The sequence below is a fragment of the Prevotella melaninogenica ATCC 25845 genome, assembly GCF_000144405.1.
Classification (GTDB): domain Bacteria; phylum Bacteroidota; class Bacteroidia; order Bacteroidales; family Bacteroidaceae; genus Prevotella; species Prevotella melaninogenica.
In genome coordinates, this window is sequence record NC_014371.1 from 1,233,615 (window position 1) to 1,255,253 (window position 21,639).

Sequence of the window (21,639 nt, forward strand, 5' to 3'; positions counted from 1 at the left end):
TTCCAGAATAAAATTGAGTGAGAGGAGTGACAGTAAAACGAAAAATACTTCAAAACAATGAAAGGAAAGACAATAATCTTCTGAAGTATAGAGGAATAAAACAAAACTCTTATATCCTTAATTCCGCAGTATTTTTTCTTGTGAGAAAATTTTATATGTTGAGACGTCTTTTTGGGGCTCTATATGTTGATATGAGGTGCTTCGGTGTTTCTTGGCTCTTTTCTAAGCATAAAATCCCCCACCCAAACCAATGGGGAAGTATGAAAAACCACAAAAAATACTTCCATAACAGAATGCTTTGCCGCTACTTCCACGTTTACCCAATACAGATTCGGTAAGTTTTTCAAAGCCCAACTTTGAGAAAACATCCATAATGTGATAAATTCCACCGAAAGAAGTGATATTCACGTTTTTAATTGCTACCTTTGCCATGTCAGATTTTTGCTTACTTGTTATGTTTGCAGCATCAAGATAGGTGAAATTTCTGACATATCCAAGTGTTTTGAGAACCTTGTTTCTCAGACACATGGAGTTCTTACAAGAGTTTATGCTGCGGAATTAAGGTAAGGTAAACCATATATGAACCATCATTTTATCAACTCTATACTTCAATGGCTGCTCATTGCTATTGTCTTGACAGCAATCGGAGCATTGGTCTTAGGGGTCGTTGCCGATGGCGGTAAGGGGCCGACAGTGATAGGTCTGCTCATCGGCGGGGCGCTCATCTGGGCAGAGCATTACACCAAGAAGCGGGCCGAGAAGCGTGACGTGCTGGAGATGGAGACGTCGGCAGATAAGGCGGAGGACGGCACGGATGCATTGCCAGCGAGCGAGGAAGCACCGACCGAGAGCTATCGCATCGAACGGGAAGACAATTTTTCCACAGCCATAGAGGCACTGACGCATCAGGAGATTGCCGCAGGGCAGAATAGAGTGCTTGCATTTGAAGACTCGATGGTGTACACCTATGAGCTGACGGAGGTAGGATTGCTCACGGGAAGCGGAGAGCAGATGCGCTTCTCGGTGGTGATTCCGCTGCGTCGCAGCAACTGGCAGACAGAGCAGGAAGAGATAGAGAGAAGGCTCGCAGAGGTATGGAGGTGTCTGTGGCAAGACTATGGTTTTGAGACGGCGCATGCGTTGTCAGAGAGCAGCCTGATGCTCAAGATAGAGGCTTGCGGGCCGGTAGCCCACGCCGTGAAAGCGTTGAAGCCCACGCAAGATATACTTCACGAGATTATCATACGTCGGGATCTGCATCTGTTAGACTCGTATTTGCTCATTCACGGCTATGATTGGCCAGAATATGCCTATCTTAGAGGTGGACAGGTGGTGCACGATTTCAGAGAAGAAGAGGGTGTGGCAAGAAGTGTGTACCATGAAGATGAGGCGATGGCTGTGGCACGACTGTACGACTTCCAAGACTGCCAACGCATCAGCGAGGCGGAGTATTTAGAGGCACTTTCCTCTTACGCCCACCTGCCTTTTGCGTATCATGGTTCTTACATGGCGTATAAAAACAATAAGTTCAAAGGCGTAGTCTTCACCCTGATTGCGGGCAAATTCCACTTGTTTTGCGGTATTGACGAGGCCTACTTTACGACGGATCTGAGCATGTTTGACCTTTGGGAGGAGACACGTCAGTATAACTGTCGAGTGATGGAGGTACGCTTCAGATACGACCATCTGCCCATGATGCGCCTGCTGACAGGAGAGATATTATATATCGATGTGGTGCCGGACAAGTGTGGGCCATTATATTATCTTGTTTCAAGCTCGTATGGCAGCAGAGATTATGCTCACATCAAGGCCGATTATGATGCCGCGAAGGTGGCAGAGATAGGGGTGAAGATAAAACTTTAATATAGTATAGCCTCAAATCCGCAACTAAGCCTTTCAACGTCCTTCTTGCGTGTACACATCCTCTCATTACTGAATTTGCAGATAATTTGAACTTGAAGCACCCACTTTTGCCTACAATATCCCCTTACCCCACAATGTGACTTGAGGCAATACGCAATATCATTCCCATAAGTTGGGCTCTTCAGCAATAGGGAGTGATAATCTGAATCTATTACACAATAAGCCAGACTGAGTTTCAAAAGAACTATTTCCTCTTTACCTTCCTCAATACCATTCTCAACGAATCAGTGACTACCCTTTTCTCATTACACATAATGAAATCTGAGGGCAAAACAAATAAGGCTAATGTATCTTCGTCGCCTTCACCTTGGCGTTCATAACGTAATTTAACTGAAATGATTTTATTCTTTACGTGCGTATTATTATTCTTATATGTATTGGTTCCAGAGAACGGAAAAGACTTCCCCACCTTTATATTCTTATCACAAAAGTCCAACCGTAAGGAATCGGGATTCAATACATAGTCTCCTTTTAAATTAAAGAGAAGGTAATACCAGCCACCGAAGTACATACTACTGACCTTCACCATACGATTCTCTGATAAAGGAATATCGTGGCTAAACTTATTGTTATCTAACGGAAGAACAAATCCAGTATCACATGATAGAAGTGATAACAAGAAGAAAATACAAAGCCCAAGCCATTTAATGCGCCAACAGCTAACTATCATTTTCGATAAAATCTTCATAACGCAACTTGTATAAACCCATACTAATCAAATTGATAATCTATAAAATCTTGTTCTCAAAACAATTCTTTATTTTGTACATGCCAATCTCATACTTATATCTACCAAAAAGTATTTGTGGGTTTACACCATACTTTTCAGCTTCAGCCTTTATATAAGGAGCAATCTTATAAGGTACGACGTCGCGAGTTCTTGCCAAGAATTTCTTCCAATCAGAGGCTGGCATAACTGCATTCAAGGCAAATTCGTCAGCCTCCGTTTCCTCCGAAGTTTTCTTATCGTCAGGGATATTTATCATTGTCTGTCCATCCTTTTCAAGATGATTGTAAACATGACCAACCTCATGTAAAATTGTAAAAGCAAAATTATCAATAGAGGGTATACGCTCGGTAACAACGATGGTAGGATTATCGCCCGTCCAAAACGACATACCATCCACTGGGACCTGACCAATTTTCGCGACATGTAAGAATCGAATACCAAATTTATTCAGAAGCGTTGCTGTCTTTTTGATAGTATCCTTGTTCTCTTTAAACACTACATTCAGCCCTTTTGTTAATTGACCTGCAGCATTCTTGTCGAAATTGCCCAAAGAAGACTTATCATGTTGCGAAAGATATCGACAGTAGTATTTCCAAGAAAAAATATCTATAGGATTTGTTGTCACTTTTTCTGACTTACGATAATAGTAAGAAAATTCTTTTTCCTTTGCTTTAAGTTCCAAGAAACTATCTAAACAGTCGACAGAAAAAACATCAAAGATTCTTTTGACATCGTCGATGACATTGCCATTTATAATACCAACCTTCTTAAAAAATAGTGTGTTTATTTGTTCTTTGAGAACATTCCATACATCTAACATTTTTGTCTGCAACACAACTCTTTCGCTCAGTTTTGCACTGTCTAATTCGTATTGTGCCTGAACCTGCATGAGAAATGTTGCAGAAATATTGAGCACTTTTTCCAATAATAATGCCATTTCAGGCGTTAGAGAACGCTTGCCTTTTATGACATCATTCAGAATTGGTCTCTGTATGCCAGTGAGTCCAGACAATTCACTCTGCTTCATGTCGCGAGCAGAGAGCTCGTCCTTAATCACTTCTCCCACATGAGTTGCCTCAAAGGGAACAGCCTGATTAAAGCTAAACTTAGTCATAATGATGTGAAATTTCTAATAGTTCAATGTTTGTAATAATGACGCTTTCATCAATGAGAGAACGTCTGAATATCAACCGCCAAGCTCCATTGCAACGTACTGACTCTTGCCCTCTTCTTTTACCTTTCAGGGCTTCGTAGTTAAGTCCTTTCAAAGGGAAGAGGTCTTCTATTCGCCGAGCAGCTTTCATATAATCTACGGCTTTCTTAAACCCCTTTGTCACTTGGGGCGGCAAACTCCTATATCTTTTATCTGATGTCTTGCCATTTGTATATAATTCGATGAGAGCTTCGTCTTCTGAGGTTATGTTCATAAGCTTCAGGTATATGTAGATGATGCAAAGATAACAACTTTGTTTTAATTATCAAAATAGATAATTAATTATCTTCATTAAAATAACTATTTTTATATAATTAAACTGTTTTATAGACAATATATCCACACTTTATTACGTAAAAGTTAATTTATTTGATAATCGAGTATATAAATATAAGCATAGAAAAACAACATCTTTTTGAGGGTCATAGATTCTGTCCACTTCTATTCAACAGGAAATCAAAAATATTCAGAATGAGTATACCATCATCATTGCAGAAAGTGGGCTACATACCTCCTACAATAACAACTTTCAAAAAACGGTCTTTAATCTGTTTGAGTTATCGTAGTTATTTATGCGTAAAGACGCAATCTTTGCCCGCAAAAGACTCAAGAATATTGTATCTGTCAGATAATCAACAAAATAAAAATGGATAAAGAGTAAATGGGGCACAAGATGGAAACGAGCAAGTTTCTTTCCCGTTCTTTATTCTGCATTGTCTCAAAGAACACTTAATCTTATAATTCAAAGACTATCATTTTCCGATGAAATACAATTCTAAAACAAGAATTTTATACGGAAAAAACAATTACTTTTAAATATGTTTGGAGAAACAACCTTAAGAGTGTATCTTTGTACTTACGCATTCTGCAATATACAATGATAAATCAACAGAAAAAGGCGATATATAGGATTAAAGCTGTTTTGGCAGAAAAACAATTGTCTGGCAAATGGCTGGCGAATGAAATAGGTCGTACAGAGAATACCGTTTCACGGTGGTGTTCCAATAAAGTGCAGCCGTTCCTTGAGAACCTTCTTGAAATCGCCAAGGCACTAAAGGTTGATGTAAGAGATTTACTTAGGTCAACCGAAGAATAACCTTATATGCTAAACAAATAATAACTAAAGAATAATAAATATGCCAGTACAAAGTGAAGCGGCCCTTGAGAACGGACTTATTGCTACTCTTCAGCAAATGAACTATGAATATGTACAGATTGAAGAAGAGAAAAATCTACGGACAAATTTCAAAAGTCAACTTGAGAAACATAACAGGAAGAGACTGGAAGAGATTGGGCGTACGGAGTTTACTGAAGCCGAATTTGAGAAAATCTTGATTTATCTTGAGGGTGGCACACGTTTTGAAAAGGCAAAGAAACTCCGTGACCTCTTTCCACTTGAACTGGATAATGGAGAACGCCTGTGGGTGGAATTCCTGAACCGCACCCACTGGTGTCAGAACGAGTTTCAGGTTTCCCATCAGATTACTGTTGAAGGAAGAAAGAAGTGTCGTTATGACGTGACGATACTAATAAATGGTTTACCTTTGGTTCAGATAGAGCTAAAGCGCAGAGGGGTAGAGCTGAAACAGGCTTACAACCAGATACAACGTTATCATAAGACCTCGTTCCATGGACTGTTTGACTATGTGCAGCTGTTTGTTATCTCCAACGGAGTGAACACGCGTTATTTTGCCAACAATCCGAATAGTGGCTACAAATTCACATTCAATTGGACAGACGCTGCTAATGTACCTTTCAATGAATTGGAAAAGTTCGCCACCAGCTTCTTTGATAAATGCACGTTAGGCAAGATAATAGGCAAGTATATCGTACTGCACGAAGGAGATAAATGCCTAATGGTGTTGCGTCCTTACCAGTTCTATGCCGTCGAGAAGATACTTGACCGTGTGAAAAATTCCAATAACAATGGCTATATATGGCATACAACTGGTGCGGGAAAAACGCTGACTTCATTTAAGGCTGCCCAGCTTGTAGCCGAATTAGACGATGTGGACAAGGTTATGTTTGTTGTTGACAGGCACGACCTTGACACACAGACGCAGTCCGAATATGAGGCATTTGAGCCAGGTGCTGTTGACAGTACCGATAACACAGATGAACTTGTGAAGCGCCTTCATGGTAATTCCAAAATTATCATCACCACCATCCAGAAGCTCAATGCTGCTGTAAGTAAGCAGTGGTATAGCAGGCGGATTGAAGAAATCCGTCATGCTCGTATCGTGATGATTTTTGATGAGTGTCATCGCAGTCATTTCGGAGATTGCCATAAGAATATCGTCAGGTTTTTCGACAATACACAGATATTCGGATTTACAGGTACACCTATCTTCGTTGAGAATGCTGTGGATGGTCATACAACAAAGGAAATCTTCGGCAATTGCCTCCACAAGTATCTGATAAAGGATGCCATTGCTGATGAAAATGTACTTGGTTTCCTCGTAGAATATTATCATGGCAATGCCGATGTAGATAATGCTAACCAAAACCGTATGACGGAAATTGCCAAATTTATCCTTAATAATTTCAATAAATCAACATTTGATGGCGAATTTGATGCTTTGTTTGCCGTGCAGTCTGTATCAACACTTATTCGATATTATAAAATATTCAAGAGTCTTAATCCCAAAATAAGAATAGGAGCCGTGTTTACATACGCATCTAACAGCAGCCAGGACGACGCCCTTACAGGTATGAATACTGGTAGCTATGTGAGTGAAAGTACGGGCGAAGCAGATGAGTTACAGGCTATTATGGATGATTATAATGATATGTTCGGTACAAGTTTCACTACAGAAAACTTCCGTGCATATTATGACGACATCAATCTTCGTATGAAGAAAAAGAAAACAGACATGAAGCCACTTGACCTCTGTCTGGTAGTCGGCATGTTCCTAACGGGCTTTGACAGCAAGAAACTCAATACACTCTATGTGGATAAGAATATGGACTATCATGGATTATTACAAGCATTCAGTCGTACAAACCGTGTTTTGAATGAAAAGAAACGTTTTGGCAAGATTGTTTGCTTCCGTGATTTGAAAAGCAATGTGGATGCTTCTATCAAGCTTTTCAGTAACAGCAATAATCTTGAAGATATTGTCCGTCCGCCTTTTAATGAAGTCAAGAAGAATTATCAGGAACTTACGACAAACTTCTTAGAACAATACCCAACTCCCAGCAGCATAGATTTGTTGCAGAGCGAGAAAGATAAAAAGCAGTTTATCCTTGCATTCCGTGATGTCATTAAGAAACATGCAGAGATTCAGGTTTACGATGAATTTGAAGAAGATGCTGCAGATCTTGGTATGACAGAGCAGCAATTTATGGACTTCCGAAGCAAATACCTTGATATTTACGATACATTTGCCGGTGGCTGTAAGCCTTCAGAAGAAAATCAAACGCCTGACGAAGATACAGAGTCCACGGAAACCTCAACAGAGTCAGGTATTGATGATATTGATTTCTGTTTAGAATTGTTGCATAGTGATATTATCAATGTAACTTACATACTTGAACTGATCGCTGATCTTAATCCTTACAGCGCAGATTATAAGGAAAAACGTACGTATATTATTGATACGATGATTAAAGATGCTGAGTTACGTAACAAGGCAAAACTGATTGATGGCTTTATACAGCAGAACGTCGATGATGACCGAGATAACTTTATGGCACGCAAACAGAAGTTTGACGGTACAAGCGACCTTGAAGAACGATTGAACAATTACATCACGACTGAGCGGAACAACGCAGTAGATAAACTTGCAAAAGAAGAGGGTTTGGATGTAACGGTTCTCAATCATTACTTGTCTGAATATGACTACTTGCAAAAGGAACAACCAGAAATTATACAAGAGGCGTTGAAAGAAAAGCATTTAGGATTAATAAAAAAACGCAAAACATTGACAAGGATTCTCGACCGCTTGAAGTCTATCATACGAACATTCAGTTGGGAATAATATATTCAACAATGATAAAGATAATAAGAGGTTTAGATATAACAGCTTTGGGAGTCTGTGTGTATAACCGTAAGTGGCAATCTGTCCATCTACAACAAGGAGATATGGATGGAGCTTGCGCCGTTTATTCAATGATGATGAATCTTATAGTACTAAAGGTCTTCACTCGTAATCAAGTTACAAACTTAAATACATCGTTTAAAGGCAACACTGCCAAGGGAAGGCTTTTCAAGGAGTTTTTTGTAAAGGAAGGGTTGTGTCGTGATGGCTTCTATTTCTCAGAAATCAAAGAAAAGTTGTCTCATTCTTTTGCAAAAGAGGTTATGTCGTCAGCTCGGCAATATATGATTTCTCAATCAGCCCAAGCTTCGTATGTAGAGGAACTTAAAAAAGGAATAGACGACAACTTACCTTTGGTTACTGCAATTACATTTAAAGGTGGTGCTCATGCAATACTTGCCATTGGTTATGAAGAGGAAGAAGGTGTTATTAGGAAAATATTTTGTTTAGACCCTGGGCATGCAATAAGTCAAACCGCCTTATGGAATAGCGTTATAATTCTAAATGAGGGGAAAGGTATGTATTGCCATCAGTATATAACAGATAAAGACGATGAAAACGTCTTTGTTAGTGAAACGTTGAAAATAGAAAGGAAAAAATAATATGAGCGAAGAATTACAACAGAAACTCCGTGACCAACTTTGGGAAGTTGCTAACAAACTGCGTGGCAATATGTCGGCAAGTGACTTCATGTATTTCACCCTTGGCTTTATCTTCTACAAGTATTTGTCGGAGAAGATAGAGAAACACGCCAATGATGCATTGGTGGATGATGAGGTCACCTTCAAGGAATTATGGTCAATGGAAAAAGATACCGATATCGAAGAGCTACAAGAGAGCGTAAAGACCGAATGTATCGAAAATATTGGCTATTTCATAGAACCTAACTTCTTGTTCTCATCCGTTATTGAGAGTATTAAAAAGAAAGAAAATATCCTGCCGATACTTGAGCGTTCTTTGAAGCGTATTGAAGATAGTACTCTGGGGCAAGATAGCGAAGAGGACTTTGGCGGTTTGTTCTCAGACATAGACCTCGCCTCGCCTAAATTGGGAAAGACAGCCGATGATAAAAATACATTGGTCAGTAATGTACTTCTTGCCCTCGATGACATAGATTTTGGCGTAGAGGCTTCACAAGAGATTGATATTCTTGGCGATGCTTATGAGTATATGATTAGCCAGTTTGCCGCCGGTGCAGGAAAGAAAGCCGGTGAGTTTTACACTCCGCAGGAAGTTAGCCGTATCTTGGCTGAAATTGTAACCCTCGGCCATGCACGCCTTCGCAATGTTTATGATCCAACCTGCGGTAGCGGCTCGTTACTGCTCCGTGCAGCAAGTATAGGACATGCTAATGAGATATTCGGACAGGAGAAGAATCCCACAACCTACAATCTTGCTCGCATGAATATGCTCCTTCATGGCATCAAATTCAGCAACTTCCGTATAGAGAATGGCGACACACTCGAAGCCGATGCTTTTGGTGACACTCAGTTTGATGCAGTTGTTGCCAACCCTCCGTTCTCTGCTGAGTGGAGTGCTGCTGATAAGTTCAACAATGATGACCGTTTCAGCAAGGCAGGACGGCTTGCTCCACGCAAGACAGCTGATTATGCGTTCATCCTCCACATGCTTTATCACTTAAACGAGGGTGGAACTATGGCTTGCGTTGCTCCTCATGGTGTTCTCTTCCGTGGAAATGCTGAGGGGGTAATCCGCCGCTTCCTCATTGAGAAGAAAAACTATGTGGATGCTATCATCGGTCTACCTGCCAACATTTTCTATGGCACAAGCATCCCTACCTGTATTCTGGTGTTTAAGAAATGCCGTAAGGAAGACGACAGTATTCTCTTCATTGATGCCAGCAAGGATTTTGAGAAGATAAAGACACAGAACAAGCTCCGCCCACAGCATATACAGAAGATTGTTGACACCTACCGTGATCGCAAGGAGATTGAGAAATACAGCCACCTTGCCACCTTGGAGGAGATAGCCGAAAACGATTACAACCTCAACATTCCTCGTTACGTTGATACTTTCGAGGAGGAAGAACCTATTGACATCCATGCCGTAATGAAGGAAATCAAGGATCTGGAAGCCAAGCGTGCCGACCTTGACAAAGAAATTGAAGGTTATTTGAAAGAATTGGGATTGGTTGAATAAAAACGAAAGGAACTAAGTATGAAAGGTTATGCAAAACCATTATATGAATTTATAGAAGGCAATAAAATCCAATTTGTAATTCCTGTCTATCAGCGTAATTACGATTGGTTGATAGATAATTGCGATCAGCTGCTTAGCGACTTGGTAAAACTAAGTCGCTTAAACAGATATTCTCATTTCTTTGGTTCTATCGTCACATCGTCTGCCGATAATAATAGCTACAATAGGTTGGTAATAGATGGACAGCAACGTTTGACCACCATTTCACTTCTTCTTTTGGCTGGAATAAAGGCAGTAAAAGATGATGCTATAGAAATAAGTGATAAGAAGAGAGTTGAAGAAGCTTATGAGGTTTTCTTGAATGCTAAGTTCTGTAACGCCGAACGTAAAATTAAATTAGTACCTATTGAGAATGACCGAATTGCCTACGACAAGATTTTTAATGGTGAGGGTTCCTTTAATGAAGAGTCTAAGATTACTCGCAATTATCACCATTTCTATGAGAAGTTGACGAGAAGACCACAATTATTGTCATTTGACCAATTGCTTGATGCCATCGAACGCTTGCAAATCATTTCAATAGAATTGGACAAAGATGATGATGCACAGCTCATTTTTGAAAGTCTTAACTCTACTGGATTGGCTCTTACAGAGGCAGACAAGATACGCAATTATCTTCTGATGTCCTTGACACCAGAAGAGCAACTGGAGTGTTTCAAGAACTATTGGCAAAAGATAGAACTTGCAACAGAAAGCCAACCAACAAGATTTTTGCGCGATTATCTCACCATCAAGCAACAGCTGCAACGCCCTGTTCGTTTGTCTAATATTTATTACGAATGGAAGAAGTACATGGAAGGGCATGACCGTAAAGAAGAATTGATTGAAATGTTGGACTATGCACATTACTATCAGCAAGTGGTGGAGGCAAAACTCTTCACCGCCAAACTTTCTGAGAAAATGCGTCATATCTGCAATATCGAAACAGACGTGGCCAATGTATTCTTCATTCAATTTTTGAAGTATGCCTCTACTAATGAACTTTCAGAAGCAGAAATGTACAAAGTGATTGACTTGGTGGAAAACTATTTGGCAAGACGTATTGTATGCAACATGCCTGGCAATGCACTTACACAGGTGTTCTGTGCTTTGCATAAGGATGTACTGAAAAGTCTTGAAGAATATGCCTCTGCTAATATTGAACTTGATTATTCTTATTCAGATATATTGACTTTTCACATTATGCGTCGTGATGGCAACTATCAGTTGCCAAGAGATGTACAGTTTGTGGAATCAATAAAGACCCGAGATGCCTATCACATGCTTAAGCCGTTCCAAATTTTCCTCTTTGAAAGGTTGGAGAATTCTGTGCATGGTGAATACAATGACGTAGCTATTGATATGAAAAAGAAGGATGCCACTATTGAACATATTATGCCGCAAACACTCAGTGGAGAGTGGAAAGCAATGCTTGGTGATAATTTTGAAGAGATACAAGAGAAATACCTTCACACATTTGCCAACCTGACATTGACAGGCATCAATAGCGAACTTAGCAACAAGCCTTTTGCTATAAAGCGTGATGGCAAGGCAATCGGAAATGAAATATATCCAGGTTACAGAAATTCCAAGTATCGCTTGACTAAAAATGTCACTTTGTGCGAGAAGTGGACTGAAACTGAATTGCAAAATCGCAGCAATGAAATTGTGACAATATTTTTGCGTCTCTATCCATTGCCACAAACCACATTCAAGCCATTGCCTAAGCCTGTTGATGAAGTGTCTCTGGAAGAGGAATCTTTCACTCCGACAAACAGGCAGCTAAAAGGCTTCCGTCTTTTTGGCAACGAATATACCGAGACAACATGGAAGGAAATGTTATTACGAGTGGTTAAGATGGTTGAACAACAATATACAGACATTGTAGATACACTCTATGATGCTGAAGGCTTCTTTTGGTCAGCCCAACAAGCTGATACAAGATATTGCACACAGATTGCTCCACAAAAATACTTGTGGACATCTATGGACAACAGAAGCAAGCTCCGCTGTTTACGATTCCTTTTTGAAAAGTGTGACATTGCCGAGTCTGAATTAGTAATGTTGCTTGAACCTATAAGAGAATAAAGTCATATGGAATATATAGATTTCAAGAAATTGATTGATGCTCTGACAGCCAAGCCAAAAGAAACAGAGTGGTTAGAGTTTAAGCACAATTTTCATTCTAAAGAAGAGATAGGGGAAAGAATCTCAGCCTTGTCGAATAGTTCCTATTTGTGTAATATGCCATTTGGCTATATTGTATTCGGTGTTGATGATAAAAGCCATGATGTTGTTGGCACCGACTTGTACGGCAAACAAATAATGGTTGGCAACGAAGAACTTGAATCTTGGCTATCAACTCGCTTGAATCCTCGTATAGACTTCGAGATTATTGACGATTTCAATTATGAGGATAAAGGTCATGTCTGTATCTTCAAAATTCCAGCAACAATCAATCGCCCTGTAAGTTTCCTACATGAAGCATACGTTAGAGTCGGCACAATAACACGCAAGTTGAAGGACTTTCCTGCAAAGGAGGCTAAGATTTGGAAAGGCGATCGTAAATCTTTGGAAAAGATTGTCTTGAAAAAAGGATTATCTGGTCAAGACGTTTTCTCCTACCTTAGTGCAGAAACTTATTTTGACATGATGCACTTACCTCTTCCACAAGATACAAATGGTATTTTGGATAGGTTTTTAGCTGAAAATTTGATAACGAAAGATGAGATTGGCTACAGTATTACTGAACTTGGGGCCATTCTGTTTGCCAAGCACCTATCTGATTTCGATGGTCTGAAGCGAAAAATGGTTAGAGTCATCGTCTATAAAGGCAAAAATAAGATTGAGACCATTCGTGAACAGACTTTCGATAAAGGCTATGCCATAGGCTTTGAAGAAATGGTTGCATGGATAAACAGCCAGCTGCCTGCCAATGAGGAGATAGGCATGGCTTTAAGAAAGGATGCCCGTATGTACCCGGAAATATCCATTCGAGAATTGGCGGCAAACATGATTATTCATCAAGATTTTGCTGTACAGGGCTTTCCGATGATTGAAATCTATTCTGATCGTATTGAATTTTCCAACCCAGGGCAACCCCTTATCAGTGTGGAGCGTTTCATAGATGAATATCAGTCAAGAAACGATACTCTTGCAGACATCATGCGCAGAATGGGCATTTGTGAGGAAAAAGGTAGTGGTATGGATAAGACCATATTCTATGTGGAACTGTATCAGTTACCACCAGTACGTTTCCAGCTCTATGAAAGCCGAACCACTGCAACGGTATTCTCTTATCGGAAATTTGCAGATTTGGATAAGTCCGAGAGAGTGAGGGCTTGTTATCAACACGCCTGTCTCAAATATGTCTCCAATGAAAAGATGAACAATCAATCTCTTCGCACACGCCTGGGAATAGAGGATAAGAATTATCCAATGGCATCAAGGATAATCAAGGATGCTTTGGAAGCGAAACTGATAAAAGAGGAAAATGCAGAGGGAGGTAATAGGCATAACTATATCCCATATTGGGCATAGGCCATGTAACTACCATGTAACTGAAGGTTCAAATAAGTGCCAAACTTAGCCCCAAACCCTCATATAATGGGGTATGGAGCATATACCGACCATGTAACTGGCATGTAACTGAGATATGATTGGCAACTAAAATTAAGGATTCAAAATGACAACAACGATAGATAACGAACAAAAGACACTCAATGTCCCAAATCTAAGATTTCCGGAGTTTGAGGGAGAGTGGCAGGAGGAGCGTTTGTCCGATATTGCAGACATTTCTAAAGGTATAGGCATATCCAAAGACCAACTATCTGCTGACGGTGAACCATGTATTTTGTATGGTGAACTTTACACAAAGTACAAATCAGAGACAATAAAAGAAGTTATTAGCAAAACCAATATAGATAATACAAAATTGGTAAAGAGTAAGGCTAATGACGTTATAATTCCATGCTCTGGAGAGACAGCAGAGGAGATTGCAACTGCTCGTTGTGTCCTAAAAGATGATGTTCTTTTGGGTGGGGACTTGAACATTATACGCTTGCATGGATATGATGGCTCGTTTATGAGCTATCAGTTGAATGGTAAACGTAAGTATGACATAGCCAAAGTTGCGCAAGGGGTATCTGTTGTGCACCTTTATGGTGAACATCTGAAAAATATCAAGACAATCAATCCAAGTTTGAATGAACAGAAGAAAATTGCAAATCTTTTGTCCCTTCTTGACGAGCGTATTTCTACCCAAAACAAAATCATTGACAAGTTAGAATCTTTAATTAAAGGAATTATGGTTGAACTGCAAAAGCAAGGACAAAATAAAGGCAATTGGAGAAATGTACTTCTTAGTAAAGTTCTCAAGGAAAGGGATGAACGTAACACTAACTTATATCAAGTTTTTTCTGTTTCTGTTAGTCAAGGTGTTATTAATCAAGTAGATTATCTTGGACGTTCATATGCAGCAAGAGACACATCAAAATATAATGTAGTACATTATGGTGACTTAGTTTATACAAAAAGTCCTACGGGAGCATATCCTTATGGTATAGTTAAACAAAACTTTAACCAAGAAAATGTTGCAGTTTCACCACTATATGGTGTTTATATACCCAATAGTCTTTCTGTTGGAAGATATCTCCATGAATATTTTAGGAGTGAAATAAATACGCACAACTATTTGCATCCGCTGATTCAAAAAGGAGCAAAGAACACCATTAACATTACAAATCAACGATTCTTAGAAAATAGTGTCCCGATTCCTGTATGTGCTAATGAACTATTGCTGATCTCAAAATTGTTACTTTCTTTTAATGACAAAATTAAATATCAGCAAAGCATACTACAACAATATCAGAAACAAAAACAATACTTGCTCCGCCAGATGTTTATATAAACATTTGACGGAGAAGGTAATGGCGTAATTTTTTATATAGATTTAAATGCTCAAGTTCGTTTTGTGAACAATTTTTTAGTCTTTGAATTTTCTGATAGAAAAAAGTTTGTTCTGATAATGATGGTATTCTTATTTTATATGACAAGAAATCTTCAGGCGAAACAGACATTCTTTCATATACTGTGCCTTGCTCAAACTTTCGTATTTTTTCTATAAAATTACGATTGGTAAGATATAGCTCAATAAATCCAATATTGACTTTTTTTGAAATCTCAAAAGTTACATATATTGGTGAAAATATTAAATCACCATATATATTTCTACAAATAACCCCGAACTTTAAGTTGGCTGGATTATAACAAATATCATCAAGATGAGTAATTTTATATTTCTTATTTTCTTCTTTTACAAGGAAATCTCTATTCCAACGTTCTGTTTTTGGGAAAAGTCCATCTTTTGAAAGTGTTCCATGAACAAACGTTCCATCTTTGCAACAATATTCATTTCTTTCTTTGAGGATATCTCTTAATCTTATACTTTTCATTTCCTGACTATGCGATAACTTCAAAAAATAGTTGTTACATATTCCTTTAATTAAAGATTCTAACTTGTCAATGATTTTGTTTTGAGTAGAGATGCGTTCGTCTATTAACCGAAGCAACGTGGCAATTTTCTTCTGTTCTCCTTTTGAAGGAATACCAATATAACATTCTGAAAAGTTCTTGCTGTTAATTGAATATATCTTTGTGCCCTGTGCAATTCTTCTAATCTGTTGATGAAATGCCGTAGAAGAAAAGGCATACCCTTTATATCCAACAATGGTTTTATGCTGGTTGTCTCTTCCATGAATAGTATGCAATCCACAAATCACATCCTTGCCGTTAAGATTATAGAACTCAACAGCTTTAGCAACTTCGTTCGTATCTTCCGAAGCATCAGCAAAAGCAATATCCCCTTCTTGACAAAGCTCATAGTTTTTGGGAGTGTTGCCACTCACAATATTAGGCAATTTGTCATTATCAAGGTCAACCATTGTTGGCAATCCTACATGTATCAAACCATAATGTAAATTCTGAATAGCATTCGTGCCATATTCTAATTTATCCCAACTAAGTGAGTTTGTTGAATAGAAGTCCAACAACTCCGAAACCTTACAGTTCTTCCACTCCCCCTCAAACTCCGGGAATCTTAGATTTGGGACATTAGTTAATACGTTTCTCTAATTATTATGTACCTTTTCTATATTAAGGATTAAATATGAAAACAAAAACTATTAGAGAAATTTCGTTGGCTTGGAAAAGAGACAAGCAACGCTACGTCAAGCAGTCTACATACGCTGCTTATGTGTTAGTTTTGGAAAATCACATACTTTCATCGTTTGGTGATTGTGACAGTCTTAGTGAAAAACTTGTACAAGAATTTGTGCTACAAAAACTTAATGCTGGTCTCAGCATTAAAACGGTGAAGGACATTCTCATTGTGTTGAAAATGGTGATGAAGTTCGGAGTAAAGAACGGTTGGATGAACTATTGCGAATGGGACATCAAGTATCCAACTACAGTAATCAATAAAGAAATGGAGGTGCTGACAGTGACACACCACAAAAAGATTCTCGATTTCATCAAGCAGAACTTTACATTTCGCAACCTTGGCATCTACATTAGTCTAACCACAGGCTTGCGGATTGGTGAGGTATGCGGCTTGAAATGGTCGGACATCAATACAGACAGCGGTATAATCACCGTAAACCGTACCATTGAGCGTATCTACATCGTAGAAGGTGAGCGCAGGCACACAGAATTAGTCATCAACAGCCCAAAGACCAAGAACTCTTGCCGTGAGATACCAATGAACAAAGAACTCTTGGCTATGGTGAAACCACTGAAAAAGGTAGTAAATATTAATTTCTATGTGCTGACCAACGAAGAAAAACCTACTGAGCCACGAACCTATCGAAACTATTATCATCGGTTAATGAAGCATTTGGACATTCCTCGGCTGAAATATCACGGGCTGCGCCACAGTTTCGCCACACGCTGCATCGAAAGTAACTGTGAATATAAGACGGTTAGCGTGTTGCTCGGGCATGCGAACATCACTACAACTCTCAACCTCTATGTTCATCCCAATATGGAACAGAAGAAGCGGTGTATTACGCAGATGCTTAAATACCTCAGGAAGTAATTCTATTCTACATTTTTTGCGATAGTCAATTGTCAAACTCACCGTCAGCTCTTGAAAGACGGTGAGTTCTTTTGTCAGACGTATTAGTTCATGCAACAACACCTTTACGCTTTTATCAGCCGTATAAACTCAAATCGGTCATTAGACCACAATGTTTCAGGAATTCTTTTTTGGGGCTTCAGAATTTTGGAAGTCCCCCCTCACCTTACTAACGCTCCGCACTCTAAGTGCGAAGGCTTAGCACCACATGTGCAGAGGACCTATAACATTAAAAGAATAGGAAAAACCTCAGCAAACGTATGGTGAATAGTGCGACATATAGGGAGAAAAAACTGAATGTAAAGCATTCGTGAGAGTCGACAAAAAAGGAACATATTTGGCACTTATAGATTAAATAGGTGGAAACAGACTGTCGAAAGTTCTGCTATAAATCAAAAATACGCTGCTTGGCGAGCATAAAGCGACAAAAAGGGAATATTTTTTTAAGACGCAATAAAACAGTATAACTCACTGATTATCATCATAAGTACGAATATTGATAAAAGTAAAGTGCGACAAAAAAGTGACAAGTTTTTGTACTTTTCTAACGTAAAAGAGAAAGGGAATATCCATAACTTACTTAATATCAATGCTTTATCAAATAAATAGAGTAGGGTAGTGTCGAAAATAGCTTCCCTATTTGTCTCCGCTATCTTTAAACGATAAAACAGCGTTTTGCGAATGATTAAGAACGAAAAAGGGCTTAGGTGCGACAAAAAAGGAGGAAAAACTCTCATGCCAAAACCTATAAAAAGTATGTCGACAAAGTCATGAAAAGGAGAAAACTCAATGCGAATAACCTTCCTAAAATGTGAACATAAAAACCGAAAAGTTTGAACAATGAAAAGAAGAAATAATCCTTCTAAATTCGATACGAATACCGACAAGCTGATGACAAAGAAAAACATACAAACGTTCTGGCGCATCACCGCCCTTTAATCATTGAACACAAGGAAGTAAAGAATAGCCTCTAAGATGATTAAAAGTCGATAATATACTGATACACAAATATATAAAAACATATTTGAAGATAATAAGGATTCTGTATAACCGCCTAAAAAACAACCGAATAAAGCAAAGATCAACGGTAATAAAAATAAGAAAACGAAACAAAACCTACTACCAAACCGACATGAATCTCACCAAAATTTCCTACCCGAAACCACCGACTAAAAACCCACAAAACCATGAAACGGAAATGAAAACCCGACTCAAAACACTCGTCCTACAAGCCTACAGCAAAACAGAAAACGCCTGCACCGCTCCTAAAACGTATGTGCGACAAAAAGGGAGGTTGCGCCCAAAAACTTTGTTTAAAGTCTTCTTCCCCCAGCGAAAAAGTATATATTTTCTCAAAACAAAACACCTCTTCTTAACTTAGAATATCGTTATATATTCTTTATTAGATATTAGTAGAGGCCCTCAAAGCCATTGAACCTTAAATAGTTACACGACTAATCGACGACAAATTAGTAACTTAGCGGCGACAGATTAGTAAGTAGGTTGCGACAAATTAGTAACTATGGTGCGACACTTTAGTAGCTATTGGGGTGGGGTAGTCGACAAGTTAGGAGGTTAGGTGCGACGAATAGGGAAAGAATAAGGCTTCGTTATGAAAAATATAAACAAATTCTCTCTTTTTATAACGAATATTCCTTTCTTTCACTTCTTTTCCAGTGCTTCTTCCATAAATAAACTTGTGATTTTCTGAATTTGGTCTTCTTTATTTTATCTTATAAACTATTGTATTTTTGATAGTTACGAATTCTTCTCTAAACGTTCGAGACAAAAAGGGAAGATATCGCCCAATCTTCTGTTTACTATTTCTCGACAAATTAGTAAGTTCGTAAAAATACTTTACATAAAAGACCCTTTAAACCAGACATAATGAACGGAAGACATAATGGACAGAGTATGTAAAAGACAAAGTAACAGGGGAACAGAAGCCATAATGACATAATGGACAGAAGCCAAAATGACAGACAGAATGAACAGAAGTTATAATGACAGACAGAATGCCGCAGAAGCCATAATGACATAATGGACAGAAGTCATAATGACATAAGTAAAAAGACATAGAAGTGCCCCTCCCCCGTAGGGAGGGGAGTGAACACCGAGATACCCTTTAGGCTGTGGCAAGAAATAGTAAACGGAAGCTAATAAGCCTTCTTTGCCTTAAAAAAACTCTTAGATTGTGGCAAGAAATAGTAAACGGAAACTAACAAATCCTCTTTGTCTTAAAAGCCTTCTTAAGCTTATAAGGCTTATTAGCACTATTCTTCCAATATAATATCCCAAGCTTTGTTTTTTTGTCATTCTGTCTGAAAATGATTACCTTTGCAGTGAGTATGTATAACACTGTTTTGTACTAAATGAGGCGAGAGCTATAACCAACAATCACTGCGGTAGATGGTAATAGAATAAGGCTCTTGAAAGCACTCAAAACGCATAGAAATACTTAGTTATATTGCTCATAACTATTACCGATATATTGGATATAACTAAATCATATTAGGCTAAATGAATATAAATTATGGGGTTGAATAACAGATTACAGATAGGGGATGTATCAAACAATGGTCAGGTAGAGATTGTTGATGAGGACAGATTATGTTATTTGGTAAGGTCAACAAGTAAAGGTGCTACAGGTTTACGTACAATCTCAAAGAGTCTGTTGGAAGAATATGTAAACTATTGGAGTGAGCATTCTGATGCTACATCTGAATCTGCAAGGCAAGCATTGTCTGGAACCAGTGAGATAGATAAGTATGAGTATGGTTATACGTCCACACTGTCGGTAATGGCTCAAATGGTTCTTCAATCAACTCACAAAGTAAAGAATAACGTAAGCAGTCTCCCCCGCCAGCAAATCTTCTACGGTGCACCAGGCACTGGTAAGTCATTTACAATCAATCAGGAGATAAAGGGGGAGGACGTAATTCGTACTACGTTCCATCCTGATAGTGACTATTCGTCTTTTGTGGGAGCGTATAAGCCGACGACACGAGAGATAACGATGCGTGACTTGTCGGGACATCCTGTTGTTGAGCATGGGCAGACACTGACGGAGGAGAAGATTGTCTATGAGTTTGTACCGCAGGCTTTTCTACAAGCATATATTGGAGCATGGGAGAAGTATGCTGCGTGTGATGAAGGCAATCCACATCGACAGTTCTTAGTGATAGAAGAGATTAATCGAGGTAACTGTGCACAGATCTTTGGTGATTTATTCCAGCTCTTAGACCGCAACCATAGCGGTTTCTCTGACTATCCTGTGAAGGCAGATACCGATATGAAACGTTATGTGGCTAAAGCACTAAAGGGATTGACTATTCCTCAGGCAGGTGCCATCAATAGCCTTTATGGTGGTCGTGATGTAGTGAGCGAGGTGTTGGAGGGTAATATTCTCCTACTGCCAAGTAATCTGTTTATTTGGGCAACGATGAACACCAGCGACCAGAGTCTGTTCCCTATAGACTCAGCTTTTAAGCGTCGTTGGGATTGGAGCTATATGCCAATATCGGATGCAAAGAAAGGTTATGTCATTGATGTTGCGGGCAGTCAATATGACTGGTGGCAGTTCTTAGAGGAGATAAACGAGAAGATAGAGAACACGACCAATTCGGAGGATAAGAAGTTGGGCTATTTCTTTTGTAAGGCACATGGAGGCGTTATTAGCGCAGAGACATTTGTGGGTAAGGTTGTCTTCTACCTTTGGAATGATGTATTTAAGGACTTCGATTTAGTAGGTCCTATCTTTGATGATACAGTTGAAGGTGGAAGACTAACGTTTGCAAAGTTCTATACTGAGGGCGAAATGAAGACCAAGGTAAGGGCGGAGAAAGTGGCACAGTTCCTTGGTAACTTAGGCTTAACACCACTTGAGGAAAGCGAAGAGGAATACAACGGACAGGCTGAGAGTACAGATGACTCTGAGAATCCAAGGGCGACATGGTCGGTGACAGAACGAAAGCGTTATGATTTTTGGCAGGCATTCTTAGCCTATGCACAAAAGAATGACGAGTTTAAGACTTACTTTGGAGGAACCAAGAAGGCTGGTAAGGATCATTGGAAGAATTTCTATGTATCTGGTGCCGATTTCTATATGTCTGTAGTTCTGAAACTTTGGGAGCGTGCTATTGCACTGCAAGTATATTTCGATAGAACCACAGATACCTATTATCATCTTGCTACGCAGAAAAAAGAGATTGAAGCAGAGATGGATACAACGTATGAGTGGCGTGAGAATCCAGAAAAGAAATCAAGTACGATTGTAGAGCGGATAGACGATATAGATTTTGAGGATAAAGAACATTGGACTACTATTTTCGATCTTATTATTACACGAACACTTCGTATGCGTGAGGTCTTTGTTAAGTATTCAAAGCAGCAGTAGACACTC

At 39.0% G+C, this 21,639-nt stretch carries 15 protein-coding genes and 1 pseudogene; 10 read left to right on the forward strand and 6 right to left on the reverse strand.

Translation table 11 applies throughout. The features are described 5' to 3' along the window. Positions 1-222: 222 nt before the first annotated feature. The gene (locus HMPREF0659_RS11720; protein ID WP_044046219.1) at positions 223-432 is read right to left on the reverse strand and encodes a hypothetical protein; all 210 of its coding nucleotides are present in this window, start codon (positions 430-432) and stop codon (positions 223-225) included. A 147-nt stretch (positions 433-579) separates the two neighbouring features. Here HMPREF0659_RS11720 and HMPREF0659_RS11725 point away from each other — a divergent pair, with 147 nt between their 5' ends. Next, entirely contained in the window at positions 580-1,863 is a 1,284-nt protein-coding gene (locus HMPREF0659_RS11725; RefSeq protein WP_013265675.1) for a hypothetical protein, read from the forward strand. Here HMPREF0659_RS11725 and HMPREF0659_RS12955 read toward each other — a convergent pair. The 4 genes and pseudogenes from HMPREF0659_RS12955 to HMPREF0659_RS11740 form a co-directional block, all read right to left on the reverse strand. Further along, positions 1,805-2,032, reverse strand: a pseudogene (locus HMPREF0659_RS12955) (hypothetical protein). The gene HMPREF0659_RS11725 and the pseudogene HMPREF0659_RS12955 sit on opposite strands and share 59 nt — an antisense overlap. 75 nt (positions 2,033-2,107) lie before the next feature. After that, complete coding sequence (locus tag HMPREF0659_RS11730) at positions 2,108-2,611, reverse strand: hypothetical protein (protein WP_226893218.1); 504 nt, start codon at positions 2,609-2,611, stop codon at positions 2,108-2,110. Positions 2,612-2,651: 40 nt separating this feature from the next. Then, positions 2,652-3,767 carry a HigA family addiction module antitoxin gene (locus HMPREF0659_RS11735; protein ID WP_013265401.1) on the reverse strand — a complete coding sequence of 372 codons (1,116 nt, stop codon included), beginning with the start codon at positions 3,765-3,767 and terminating at the stop codon, positions 2,652-2,654. After that, entirely contained in the window at positions 3,760-4,080 is a 321-nt protein-coding gene (locus HMPREF0659_RS11740) for a type II toxin-antitoxin system RelE/ParE family toxin (protein ID WP_013265102.1), read from the reverse strand. The genes HMPREF0659_RS11735 and HMPREF0659_RS11740 overlap by 8 nt, the downstream gene beginning before the upstream one ends. A 663-nt stretch (positions 4,081-4,743) precedes the next feature. Between HMPREF0659_RS11740 and HMPREF0659_RS11745 the strand changes: the two genes are divergently transcribed. The 7 genes from HMPREF0659_RS11745 to HMPREF0659_RS11775 all read left to right on the forward strand — a co-directional run bounded on the left by HMPREF0659_RS11745 (position 4,744) and on the right by HMPREF0659_RS11775 (position 15,014). Further along, positions 4,744-4,962, forward strand: coding sequence for a helix-turn-helix domain-containing protein (locus tag HMPREF0659_RS11745; RefSeq protein WP_044046142.1), 219 nt, complete (start codon positions 4,744-4,746; stop codon positions 4,960-4,962). Between the two features lie 40 nt (positions 4,963-5,002). Then, entirely contained in the window at positions 5,003-7,846 is a 2,844-nt protein-coding gene (locus tag HMPREF0659_RS11750) for a type I restriction endonuclease subunit R, EcoR124 family (protein WP_013265245.1), read from the forward strand. Positions 7,847-7,857: 11 nt separating this feature from the next. Further along, positions 7,858-8,508 (forward strand): hypothetical protein, encoded by a 651-nt coding sequence (locus HMPREF0659_RS11755; RefSeq protein ID WP_013265294.1) that lies wholly within the window; start codon positions 7,858-7,860, stop codon positions 8,506-8,508. 1 nt (position 8,509) lies between these two features. Continuing rightward, a complete protein-coding gene (locus tag HMPREF0659_RS11760; protein WP_013265710.1) occupies positions 8,510-10,066 on the forward strand; it encodes a type I restriction-modification system subunit M in 1,557 nt (518 codons plus the stop codon). An 18-nt stretch (positions 10,067-10,084) separates the two neighbouring features. Continuing rightward, positions 10,085-12,193: a DUF262 domain-containing protein gene (locus HMPREF0659_RS11765; protein ID WP_013265383.1), complete on the forward strand. Its 2,109-nt coding sequence runs from the start codon at positions 10,085-10,087 to the stop codon at positions 12,191-12,193. Positions 12,194-12,199: 6 nt separating this feature from the next. Further along, entirely contained in the window at positions 12,200-13,645 is a 1,446-nt protein-coding gene (locus tag HMPREF0659_RS11770) for an RNA-binding domain-containing protein (protein ID WP_009012795.1), read from the forward strand. 145 nt (positions 13,646-13,790) lie between these two features. After that, entirely contained in the window at positions 13,791-15,014 is a 1,224-nt protein-coding gene (locus tag HMPREF0659_RS11775; RefSeq protein ID WP_013265227.1) for a restriction endonuclease subunit S, read from the forward strand. Here HMPREF0659_RS11775 and HMPREF0659_RS11780 read toward each other — a convergent pair. Further along, positions 15,007-16,047 (reverse strand): restriction endonuclease subunit S, encoded by a 1,041-nt coding sequence (locus HMPREF0659_RS11780; protein WP_052299150.1) that lies wholly within the window; start codon positions 16,045-16,047, stop codon positions 15,007-15,009. The genes HMPREF0659_RS11775 and HMPREF0659_RS11780 overlap by 8 nt on opposite strands. A 224-nt stretch (positions 16,048-16,271) precedes the next feature. Between HMPREF0659_RS11780 and HMPREF0659_RS11785 the strand changes: the two genes are divergently transcribed. Then, positions 16,272-17,198 (forward strand): tyrosine-type recombinase/integrase, encoded by a 927-nt coding sequence (locus HMPREF0659_RS11785; protein ID WP_013265327.1) that lies wholly within the window; start codon positions 16,272-16,274, stop codon positions 17,196-17,198. Positions 17,199-19,770: 2,572 nt separating this feature from the next. Next, positions 19,771-21,633 carry a DUF4268 domain-containing protein gene (locus tag HMPREF0659_RS11795; protein WP_013265526.1) on the forward strand — a complete coding sequence of 621 codons (1,863 nt, stop codon included), beginning with the start codon at positions 19,771-19,773 and terminating at the stop codon, positions 21,631-21,633. Positions 21,634-21,639: the final 6 nt, after the last annotated feature.